General features: G+C 41.6%; 10 protein-coding genes. All 10 read right to left on the bottom strand.

Translation table 11 applies throughout. The annotated features are described in order from the left end of the window. Positions 1-316: 316 nt before the first annotated feature. Positions 317-1,414, bottom strand: coding sequence for a sialidase family protein (locus BMY70_RS05880; protein WP_090333281.1), 1,098 nt, complete (start codon positions 1,412-1,414; stop codon positions 317-319). A gap of 64 nt (positions 1,415-1,478) precedes the next feature. Then, the gene (locus BMY70_RS05875) at positions 1,479-2,486 is read right to left on the bottom strand and encodes an NAD(P)H-dependent glycerol-3-phosphate dehydrogenase (RefSeq protein ID WP_090333278.1); all 1,008 of its coding nucleotides are present in this window, start codon (positions 2,484-2,486) and stop codon (positions 1,479-1,481) included. 97 nt (positions 2,487-2,583) lie between these two features. Further along, positions 2,584-3,771 carry a PQQ-dependent sugar dehydrogenase gene (locus tag BMY70_RS05870; RefSeq protein WP_090333276.1) on the bottom strand — a complete coding sequence of 396 codons (1,188 nt, stop codon included), beginning with the start codon at positions 3,769-3,771 and terminating at the stop codon, positions 2,584-2,586. Positions 3,772-4,128: 357 nt separating this feature from the next. Further along, entirely contained in the window at positions 4,129-5,490 is a 1,362-nt protein-coding gene (locus tag BMY70_RS05865; RefSeq protein WP_090333274.1) for an alkaline phosphatase family protein, read from the bottom strand. 255 nt (positions 5,491-5,745) lie between these two features. Then, positions 5,746-6,948, bottom strand: coding sequence for a metabolite traffic protein EboE (gene eboE / locus BMY70_RS05860; protein ID WP_090333270.1), 1,203 nt, complete (start codon positions 6,946-6,948; stop codon positions 5,746-5,748). Positions 6,949-7,005: 57 nt separating this feature from the next. Next, positions 7,006-8,181 carry a 3-dehydroquinate synthase gene (locus BMY70_RS05855; RefSeq protein ID WP_090333267.1) on the bottom strand — a complete coding sequence of 392 codons (1,176 nt, stop codon included), beginning with the start codon at positions 8,179-8,181 and terminating at the stop codon, positions 7,006-7,008. 73 nt (positions 8,182-8,254) lie between these two features. Continuing rightward, complete coding sequence (gene eboC, locus BMY70_RS05850) at positions 8,255-9,124, bottom strand: UbiA-like protein EboC (protein WP_177196968.1); 870 nt, start codon at positions 9,122-9,124, stop codon at positions 8,255-8,257. A 2-nt stretch (positions 9,125-9,126) separates the two neighbouring features. Then, positions 9,127-10,068, bottom strand: a complete 942-nt coding sequence (locus BMY70_RS05845; protein WP_374754697.1) for a TatD family hydrolase — start codon at positions 10,066-10,068, stop codon at positions 9,127-9,129. 67 nt (positions 10,069-10,135) lie between these two features. Then, a complete protein-coding gene (locus BMY70_RS05840; protein ID WP_090333262.1) occupies positions 10,136-11,020 on the bottom strand; it encodes an EboA domain-containing protein in 885 nt (294 codons plus the stop codon). 201 nt (positions 11,021-11,221) lie between these two features. Then, positions 11,222-11,866 (bottom strand): MgtC/SapB family protein, encoded by a 645-nt coding sequence (locus tag BMY70_RS05835; RefSeq protein WP_229209500.1) that lies wholly within the window; start codon positions 11,864-11,866, stop codon positions 11,222-11,224. Positions 11,867-11,880: the final 14 nt, after the last annotated feature.

Here is an 11,880-nt window from a genome sequence, read left to right as displayed (position 1 = left end):
GCAATCGTTATCGGGAACGTTGCCAAAATGTATTGCATTAAAGATAATATTGTATAAAACACCGATAATATCTGATAAAACAGACAATTAAGTATCAGCCAGATACAAATATTATTTAGATTATTACGATAAACATAGATTTATTACTTGCGGGAAGTATGTACGGCGAACAGCTGAACAACATAACGGTTGTGCAGACGATTAAAGCAGAAAATGTTTATTTGCTGTTTATGAGGGATTAGCCGAGCATATCCCGAAAGCCTGATATAAACATTACTTCATATAAAAACACAAAAAAATAACCGAAATTATTTTATCAGTTTCGTTTGGACAAGCTCTTTATCATATCCTTCGTACCAAGCCAAAAAGCAATTTTATTACGGTTCCACGTATAGGTCACCGCAACTGAATCGCCCCAGCTAATAATTGCCGGGTAAGAAAACTCGTCGGTTTTTTTCCCGGTTTCGATATCAATTTTATCTTTCCAGGTTTTACCGTTGTCGAAGGATAGTCCAATGGACAACGGTGAGCGCGAACCCCAGTTTTTTGCATCCGGATTGTACGCCAGCGCCAGGGTCCCGTCGGGAAATTTGGTAAGATCTATTCCGCTGTTCGGATTAGGAAGTTTGGTATCGTAAATCGGAGTCCAGGTTTTACCATAATCTTCGGAATCGCTTCTGCCGATAATTCCGCTGGTTGTTCTCACCAGCATATGTACTTTTCCCGGTGAAGTTTCCCACAAAGTCGGTTGAATTGCTCCTTTGCCTTTTATTTCGTTTGTGTCAATTTTGAAGTAGGAAGATGCTTTCCAGGTTTTGCCTTTATCCTCGCTCCTATCTACAAATACTTCCCAGCGTTTGATCTCATTGGATGCTCCTGCAAGCCATGTTCCGTCTGAAAGTACAATCAATTTATTCTTTACCGGGCCTCTTCCTCCTTTGTCGCCTTTCACAAGCTCATAGACCTCTGACCAGCTTTTCCCATTATCAACTGATTTTTTAACCCATGTTTCCCAATAAGGAATCTCCTTTCCCACTTTGAAATAAAGGTAAATTGTCCCGTCATCTGCTAACTGCAATACAGGGTTCCAATGTGCATCTTCTCTGATTTTTGCAACCTCTTTTGGCGTGCTCCAATTTCCGGGTCGGCCTTTCGAAAGCCAGATTCCAACATCCGGATTCTTTTCCTCCGTACCGCCGAACCATGCAACTAAAAACTGTCCATCTTTCAGACGAATCAAAGTAGAGGCATGGCATTGTGCAAAGGCCCGTTTGTCTCCAAAAACAAAATCCTTATTGATTGCCGAATCTGTTGAATCCTTTTTTTCAGAAGACTCTGATTGTTTGGATTTACACGCCATCAAAAATGACAAAATGAAAAAGGTTGCAACAAACAAGCGGTTATAAGGATTCATATCAGAAACGGTTGAAAGAAAAATTCTGGTTGTAACAAATACGCCGAAAAAGATAAACAGGCTATTATTTCAAAACTTTTTTCAATTCTTCAATAACCAACGAGGGAGATTCCTCCTGATACAAAATACGGTAAACCGCGGTTGTTATCGGTAATTCAACATGAAGTTTCTTATTCAATTCGAAAATACTTTTTGTTGCGTAATACCCTTCCGCAATCATTTTCATTTCGAGCTGTGCAGCTTTTACACTATACCCGCGCCCGATCATATTCCCAAATAATCGATTTCGGCTGAATTGCGAATAAGCGGTAACCAGAAGATCTCCAAGGTAAGCCGAAGTACTCAGCTGACGCTCCCGTGGATCCAATGCTGTCACAAAGTGACGAATTTCCTGCATGGCATTGGAAACCATCACGGCCTGAAAATTGTCCCCATTACCCAAACCGTGGGTAATTCCGCACGCAAGGGCAATTATATTTTTCATAACTGCTGCATATTCCACGCCATATAAATCTGCAAGCGGATGTGCAGTGACAAAACGGCAAGTCATTAATTTTGAGAAATCTTCCGCACAACCGGCATCGGTTGAAGAGATTGTCAAATAAGATTGTTTTTCAAGAGCGACCTCCTCGGCGTGACACGGACCGGCAATCACGGCTATATCGTTCAGCGGCACTTTATATTTTTCAGAAATCCAATCCGTGACCAGAATATTTTCTTCCGGTATCATTCCTTTGATTGCAGAAACGACCCTTTTTCCTCTCAGGTGCGACTCATTCAGATCCTGTAAAGATTCCTGAACGAAAGCTGCCGGAACGGCCAAAATCACGAAATCAGCACCTTTTACAGCCTCTTTTGTTTTTTCAAAAACCTTGACTTTTTTCGGAGAAAGATAAACGTCGCTGAGATAACTCGGATTGTGATGAAACTTCCTGATATGTTCAATATCGTTACCATTTCGCAGCCACCAGCGGATCTGGATATGCTGCTGCTCACATAAGATCTTGATAAGTGCAGTCGCCCAGCTGCCTCCGCCAATTACTGCTATTTTTGTATTATTTAAAAAACTCATGCTGTCGTTAAATACAATGGATCAGAAGTTAACGTCTGACATTCTATTAAGGAAAATAATGCCAAAAGTAAGATTTTCTTCCAACTCGCAGCCCATCCTATTCAACAGCCAGCTTCATAATCTTTCCGGCGCGGTAATTGGCGAAATAAACCTCGCCTTTTGAATCCTGTCCAAACGTCGAAATTGCTCCTCCGAACTTCATCAACAGCGCGTTGCTTTTCACCTGGTTTCCATCCACTTCCAGCGCCCAGATCCGACCACTTACAAAATCTCCGTAAATATATTTTCCGACAAGACCTTTAATTGTTTCACCTCTGTAAACATAGCCACCAGTAATTGACACATCGCCATCTGAACGCCCATAATCAATAACAGGCTCGATAAGTCCGGTCGCGTCGCAATTGGATGAAGGATTATAACAATCCTTACCTTCTTTTATTTTCCAACCGTAGTTACCGCCTTTGGTAATGAGGTTAATTTCCTCTTTTACATTCTGTCCAACATCCGCGGCAAAGAACCGGTCCGAACCAGTATCGAAGCTTATTTTCCAGGGATTTCTTAATCCGTAGGCATAAATTTCTTCAAGCGACCCGTCAGTATTCCCAGTAAAAGGATTGTCTGCCGGAATACCATAATTACCCTTTGAAGTTGAATTAACATCAATCCTAAGAATTTTCCCCAAATAAGATTTCTTGTTTTGGGCATTATTTTGCGGATCTCCGCTGCTCCCGCCATCGCCCGAGGCAATGTACAAATGACCATCTTTTCCAAATTCCAAAGAACCTCCGTTGTGGTTTGAAAATGGCTGATTATATGTCAGCAAAATAGTTTCACTCGAAATGTCCACAGTATTTGCCGATGGTGTTGTCGCCTTATATCGAGCTATGACGGTTTGCAAAGGATTAGCTCTTGTATAATTGACGTAGAAAAATCCATTGGTCGCAAAATCAGGATGAAAAGCTAAACCTAACAATCCTGTTTCTCCGCTGGACGTTACTTTGCTTCTTATATCCAGGAAATTGGAGCTTGCAGAAGTGCCGGCAGCATTTTCAAAAACTTTTATCAGCCCTTGCTGCTCTACAACAAAAAAGCGGTTTGAGGCGTCGGGAGATTGCTTGATATCAACAGGAGAGGTGAAAGTTAATGATGGAAAAGCTTCAACAGCACTTATCGTTTGTTCTGTTCCGTTGTCAAGGTCGTCAGTGTCGTCATCAGAAGATGAGCAAGCAGAGATTAAACCCATCAGGATCACAGAAAATAGAAATGGTATGTGTATTTTTTTCATATCGCTGGCTTTTTACTATTGAACGTTGCGGTTTTTGATTTGTTTCCTTCGGGAGGTGTAAAATACTGTACCAACCGGGCTAGAAGTAAACCTATGAGAGTGAAGCCTATACAAATTCTACATCTGCGCCTTCGTTCTGTCCATGCAAAGATTTAAATGGTATGCCAGGCTGTATCCTTGCAAACTTGGACGTATATTTTGCCATAAAGAATTATGATTCGTTTGTCAGGACACAAACGATGGCAGGAAGAAGGTGGGAGAGTTAAATGAATTCAGGTTAGCGTTTGCAATGCGTTATTTTAGTCGCGTTGCAAACGCTAAACCATAACCGCACCGATTGCAAATCGGTGCGAGCTATTAAATCAGATGCTGCCAGATTACGTCGTAAACATCAACGGCTTGAATTTCTTTGTTTAATGCTTCGTCAGTAACCAGGATTGGGAAATATTCCTTTGGCACATTTACACTTCCGTGAGAGCCTTTTATCAGCGATGCATCCAGCGGGATCACATCCATCAGGTATCTGAACCCTAATAATTTTCTTCCGAGTTTATATCCCGCACGTAATTTTATAAACGGGTTTTTCGGATCCATAAACATTTCAACCGGATCGTAGCCCGGCTTTTTAAAGATCTCAACAAGATGGGCGAAGTCAGGCGCTTTTGCGTCGTCGAGCCAGTAATAATAGGTAAACCAGCTGTCTGGTTTTGCAACAAGAACAAGATCGCCTGACCGATCATGATTCAAATGGTATTCTTTTTGCTGCTCTTTATCTAAAATCAAATCAATTCCAGGCACTGTTTTTAAAACTTTGATAACCTGTTCCTTTACAGTTGGGTCATTTAAATAAACGTGTGAAATCTGATGATCCGATGCCGCAAAAGCTTTGGATGCGCCGGCATCAAGTAACTCATACCAACGTTCCGTTCTTACCGAAAGCAAGCCTTCTTTCCGCAAAATCCGGTTGATATCAATATGGTTACTGACAGGATTGATACCATATTCAGAAAGCAATATAATTTTCGCGTTTTTTGCTTCGTAAAAATTAATGAGGTCTTCAACAACCTTATCAATTTCTCCAAGTTCTTTACTGATTTTTGAAAATTCAGGTCCAAACTTTTGAAGACAGTAATCCAGGTGAGGCAGATATATAAGTGTTAATGTGGGATCGTGTTTTTCATCTACGTACATAGACGCATCGGCGATCCAACGCGTAGATTTGATGTTGGCATTTGGCCCCCAGAAGCTAAATAGCGGGAACTGACCAAATTTTTGTTGCAATTCATCCCTCAATTCCGGTGGATAAGCATAACAATCCGGTGCTTTTACACCATCTGCGTGATATTGCGGACGAGGTGTTACTGAAAAATCTGCGGTTGAATACATATTATACCACCAGAACATTTTCGAACACGTAAATGAAGGATCTGCTTTTTTGGCTGCATCCCAGATTTTATCTGCTTGAACCAGCTTGTTAGATTGTTTCCAGAATTTTATTTCGGAATCGTCCTTATCATACCAGCCATTTCCAACAATGCCGTGATCAACCGGCCACTTTCCGGTGATATAAGTACTCTGTGAAGTAGTAGTTACCGCAGGCAGAACTGGTTGTATGGAAGTTAGATGACGTTTTTCAATATATTTCTTCAGGAACGGAGTATGCTCTCCGATAAGATTAGCACTCAACCCTACAATATCAATAACAACAGTTTTTTTCATTTTGATCTTAACTTTGAAGTTAATTCATTAACGAATACTCGTTATGCCAGTCAATAACAGGCGGCTCCGAAGGAGCCATGAATTACCGGCTGTAATCTATTTATATAAGCAGGAAACTGCCGAAGGAGTTGAAAATTATACATTGACAAGATCCCTTCCAGGAACTCAGTCTTCGCTTTTGAAGACGCAAACGAAGGTGGGATTAGATAAAATCATTCACAAATTATCTAAGACACTTCCGTCAATATCTAATAATCAGCCTGCAAGAATACCTTTCACCCACTCAATTTCCCGGACAATTGATTCTCCAATCGGTTTCTGCATGTCTTCCGGAAGAACTCCCCATGTGTATGTTTCAACTTCCAGGCAGGGAGCAAAAGGTGATTTTTTGTGGATGTTCAATGTTTTGATAATTGCATTTTGCGTTGAATCCAGCAAGCCATAAGATTCTATGAACAACGGAACATGAAAATGGACACGCCATTCTTTTTGTTCCCCTTCCTTATAATCCGCCAGCGCTTCCGGAAGGTCAGGATAATATTTTTTCCCATTTTTCGCCGTTTGCGCTACAACCTGATGTAAATAAACAGGCTCGTCAAATGCTTTTATCGCTTCAAATTTCCTTTGCTGATCGGTGGAAAAATCAACTTTTAGCGCTGAACTTACTTGAATCCGGCCTACTTTAATTCCAACCTCACCGAGCCGCGCAAGAATATCTTCAGGCTCTTCAAACGCTACTGCTGCATGGCAGATATCGTAACAAAGACGGATATAATGTAAAATCGTTTCCTTGCTTTCCTGCTCCGTAAAACCGTATTTTTCTTCTAAATAAAATATTCCGGTTGGCAAAAGATCATTCTTATACCAGTTTACAAAATCAACGGTATTATCTAAAATCCCATCGGGTTCGGGTTCGATGTGAAGATGCAGAACTTTACCAGAATCTTTCTCAATCGAGATCAGGTGATCCACAACCGACATGATATTTTTTGTCGCGATCTCGATGGTATTTCTTTTTTCTTCTTCCGTTTTCCACCACAAACGATATGACAAAGGAGGCGTAGATACACCGCCTTCGGTATTGTCAGGAATTATTTGAGAAAGAATGGTAAAAAGGCGTTTGGTATATTCTACCCGGTCAGAAGTTGTCCAATCCGGCGTATGTACGTCATCTTTCACCCGTGTCGCATGAAATCCGCCATAGGGAAATCCGTTGATAACGGTCACATAGACGTTATGTTCCAATAGCCAGTTTTTAAAATCTGACAAACGTTCCGGTTTACTCAGCTCAATGGATGCTTCGTTTGCAATTCTCAACCCCAGGGCAAATGGTTCGCCGGGAGCAAGTTGCTGCCGGATGTAGGGAATATTTTCTTGCAACGCTTTAAAATGATCATCCCATTGTTCGCCGGGATGAATATTGCTGCAATAGGTTAATTGACCGTATGGAGTAATCATATTGACAGGTTAGGAAATTTTGTTTCGGAACATGATAAGAAGTTTTCGGCAGACGAATTATCCTGCTGTCAAGACCCTTTTTTCAGAGATATATTTTTCCAGAACATCCACAGATTCAGCGATAATATCCGCATCCATTTCATGTACCTCCACTCCTTTTCCTATTTTCTCCAAAAGCATAATCGTAAGCCGCCCGCCTAAATGTTCACGAAATTCATGCAGACCATTACGCAAATTAACCTTATCGTTTTCAGCAAGTTTGGTATGGTAAAGATCGAAACCCAACTTTACTAAAACGTTGTAAATACGATCAAGATCAGCGTCCGAAAGCATTCCGATTTTATTTGCATAAACACAATCCAGTGCGATACCAATTGCCACAGCTTCGCCATGACGCACTTCAAAATCTGTCAGATATTCCAATTTATGTGCCGCCCAGTGACCAAAATCCAGCGGACGTGAAGAACCAAATTCAAATGGATCGCCGCTTCCGATATGTTCGGTATGCATTTCAGCGCAACGGTGGATTAGATAAGACATTTTTGCTTCATCACGTTGAGCCAAAGCAAGAGTATTTTCTTCAATCCATTCAAAAAATGATTTATCTTTTATTAAAGCCACTTTTATAGCTTCGGAAATCCCTGCACGCCAGTCACGATCGTCCAAAGTTTTCAGATAAGTCAGGTCGTTGAATACGGCAACGGGAGGTGCAAAAGTTCCAAGGAAGTTTTTCTTACCATGAAAATTGATACCATTTTTAACACCAACGCCAGAATCATTTTGAGATAAAACGGTCGTCGGAATGCGGATCAATTTAATTCCTCTGTGCGAAACCGCCGCTGCATATCCTACCAAATCCAGTACGGCGCCACCGCCAATACCAACGATGAACGAGTGGCGGTCGATGCCATATATGTCAACTGCCTGCGCCAGTTTCTCAAATAAATCCGGATCATTTTTAGAAGCTTCACCACCAGGAACCACGATAATATCTTTGGCAAGCTGGATATGTTTTACCTGGTCAGCGAAATAATTTTTGATAGTATCCTGCAAATCCGGATGATGCGAAAGAAATCCGCCATCGATCACAACCAGAACTTTGCGCTGAAATCCCTGCTCAGCATAAGAATTCAAGAAATCACTTAACTGACTATTTGCAGTCTCAAAAAGGTTATTGGTAAAAAAAATAGAATAATTATATTCTATTTTGAAGCTTTGTTTTATGGTTTGCATTTTAAAAAACAATAATGGATGACCGAATGTTGGGATGACTTATTTAACTTTCTTTTCCCTACATTTTATTTTTCTAAGTTACCGCGAAAACGCGGGCTAAAAGTATTGATAATGGCAACAACGCCAGAACTGCCAGCGCGATGGGCCAAAGTCCAAAAGCCATACACCAGGAGGCATTCATCACAATCAATGAAAGTACTCCTGCTTTCACTGCCTTGCCAATTAACGGTCCGACAGGATTTTGTATCGCGTTGTATAATGGCCGGCCGATAAGCCATGCATGCAAAAGAACGAAGGGAAGTGCAAAAAGAATATTCCCCTGTGTCTGAGCTATATATAACTGTGCCAATAGCACAACAAGATATAAAAAGACGGCAATATATAACGTTCTTCTTTTGCCGCCATGCACTTCATCCTGACTGATTAAGGTGATTGCAGCGATGTATGCAATGGGTAACAATGCCACGAAACTCCATTGTTGAAACGATTCAGGTAAAACGCTCATTCCTAAAAGCAGGTTGCCACCACGGCACATTCCCATGGTTAGCGGACCAAAAAAGACATGATGTTTTGCGAAACGGTTATATAAAACAGTTAAGGCTGCGATGACAACCGCAATCATCCCACTTTGAAAGCTGAACAAAGCAGCAGCCAAAACCCCGCCAAACAGCAGTGTCATACCGAGCATCGTCGCAGCTGGCAAAGGAACCCTGCCGCTTGGAATCGGGCGTTCCGGTCTTTCTATGGCATCAAGTTTTGCATCGAAAACGTCATTCATCACAACGCCGCCGCCATACAGACCGAGTGTTGAAATAACAAGGAAAGCCGGATTAAAACTTGAAAAAGTAAATTGTGCTATCGCCATCCCAGCCAGAATGTCGGCTACGGCAGTTACCAGGTTGGCTGGTCGTGTTAATTGCAAATAAGGTTTTAATTCAGCCACTTTTATTGGATTACCAGGGAATCTTTGGAAACGTCAGGTTGCTGACCTCCGCGTAAAATTGAGTTACCATGAAATTTTTCCGTCTTTTCAACCGAAAGTCCGCTTTCGAAATCAGAAACGTCGATCTGGCCACTTTTTCCAAATGCATCAATCGCATTTTGATACGTTACCAGACGAATTGCTTCATCAGAAATACCTCTCATTTTCATCAGCGCCGCGGTTTTAGGAAGTGCGAGCGGATCGGAAATACCCCAGTCGGCAGCAGAATTCACCATAATACGCTCAGGACCATATTGCTCAACAACTTTCACCATTCTTTCGTTACCCATTTTTGTAAAGGGATAAATGGTAAAAGCAGCATAAAAACCCTGATCCAGAACATTTTTCACCGTTTCTTCATTATTGTGGTCAATAATTACCCAAGAAGGATCCAGTCCATGTTCCAGCGCAATTGCCATACTTCTTTCGGTTCCACGTTTCTTGTCGCGGTGCGGCGTGTGGATTTGTACCGGGAGTTTAGCTTCTTTTGCCAGTTCCAGCTGCAAACGGTAATATTTTTCCTCGGCCGCTGTCTGATCGTCAAAACCAATTTCTCCGATGCCCACAACGCCCTCTTTGTAAATATATAAAGGCAGAATTTCCATAACCTGTTCTGCCAAAGGTTCATTATTTGCTTCACGGGAATTCAATCCCATGGTACAATAATGTTTTATACCAAACTGAGAAGAACGAAAACGCTCCCACCCTACCAGACTACTGTAATAATCTTTAAAACTGGAAAGTCCCGTACGCGGCTGCCCAACCCAGAAGGAAGGCTCGATCAGCGCAACAATTCCTGCTTTGCGCATTGCCTGATAATCGTCTGTAGTGCGGGAAACCATATGGATATGCGGATCAAAAAAACGCATTCCCTGGATCAGTTCATTATATTCGCTCCATGCCATTTCCACATGGGCAGGAGAATTTGCCAGTCCATCGCCTTCCTCGAAATGTGATGGATTCGGCGCGCTGCTATCTTTGCAATGTTGGCACATAGGTATTCAGGTCAGTAAATTCAAGATTGGACCAGGTCAAAGCCCCTTCATTAATTGATTTTTCAAATTCAGGATATTCCCACAATAACGATTTCGCAGGCGCATATTCTGATTCATAACAAGCGAGTGCCGCAGCCTCCTGATTTTCCAGCTGACGGGAGGCAAATAAATATTTCATGTCAGATAAAAGTGTTTCGTCCATGAATTTACTTACCAGACGCCATACATTCGGAGCAACCGAACGGCCAGCCGCCCAGCGTTCATGAGCAAAATCTGAAAGTATCAGAGCCAGATTTTTATTTTCTCTTTCTTCCAATCCCGTTATAAAATGTACAGGTTTGTCATTGAAAATAGTTTTCAGCACAAGTTGGTTCCAGGCCAGTTCACTGAAATATTTTGCGGGATACGGATTATGCAAAGCAATCGCATCAAATACAAAACCCATATTGGAACGGACCGCATCCGTAGCGCGGAACAGCCATTGTTCAGGAAACGCCAAAACAGGCAGCGCAGAATAAAGCGCAACCAGCTCGTTCATTTCCGCGGTATCAAAAAGCGTTTCTATATTTTTGATAAATACGTCTTTATCAGAATCTTCAAGTCGGGTTAAAAGCCAGACACGTGCTGTGCGAACCAAGCTCCACCCCGTAACCGTAAAACCAGGAATAGCATCCCTCAGCGCCGTTTCCTGTTCCTGATCAACATTGACAATTTTTTTGGTCAAAAACCGCGGCGAGGCTACAAACGCAGTCATTAGCTCAATGGGAGATGCACTTCCTTTCTCCGTCAGCCAGCCGGATTCTGTATCCGAAATATTCTGGCTGATTATTTCCCAGAGCGTTGTCTTAATGATGTGAGACATATGATTCAATATAAATTCAATTCAAAACATCGCTGTTCTGAATTTTTAAGAAATTGGGGTTATTGGTTCAGTGTTAATTTAAACACTAAATTACGAACACTGGTTTACTGATAACGTTATTTATTTCCTGATTTGTGTCAGTTTGAAAGCTGATCCTGAAAATATAAGGAAAATATAATTTTAATTTGTGGCCGATAGTTACTAAAAATCAAATTCGACGATACCGGTATCATCCAAAAGGTATTCTGTCAATTTTTCGTGCATAGGGAGTGATCCTTGTAAAAGCCAGCTTCCGGTGATGTGGCTCCCTGACCGGTTTTGTTCTGCGCCCAGGATCGTCATCCCAAAGCTTTTAAAAAGACTTTCATAGTCTTTCAATGTTTTCTTCTGATAAATACATTTCAAACGATAACTCTTGATCTGGTTTTTATTCCTGATCCATTTTTGAAAGGGTGTTAATACAACCAGCGACATTCCGGCCACCAGAAATGAATACAGTGCGATGACGTAGTAACCGGCTCCAATCGCCATACCCAATGCGGCCGTAACCCAAACGATGGCCGCAGTTGTGATACCCACGACGCGGTTATTTTCCCGGAAAATAATTCCTGCGCCTATAAAACCGATACCGGTTACAATATTCGCAGCGATCCGTCCAGCATCTCCGCTGATTCTGATGGATATTAGTGTAAAAACCGTCGAACCGACAGCTATTAAAATCATTGTCCTCAACCCGGCCGATTTACTTCTGTATTCTCTTTCAGCACCGATAATGGCACCGATCAAAAATGAAAAAAGTAATTTGTAAAGGTCGTCGGTAAAAAAATCCATTTGATTCTGTATCATCCAATTATTTGAAG

It is taken from the genome of Dyadobacter koreensis, from assembly GCF_900108855.1.
In the GTDB taxonomy this organism is placed as follows: Bacteria; Bacteroidota; Bacteroidia; order Cytophagales; family Spirosomataceae; genus Dyadobacter; species Dyadobacter koreensis.
Note: the sequence above shows the minus strand (reverse complement) of the source record. Positions and strands in the feature narration are given on the sequence as shown.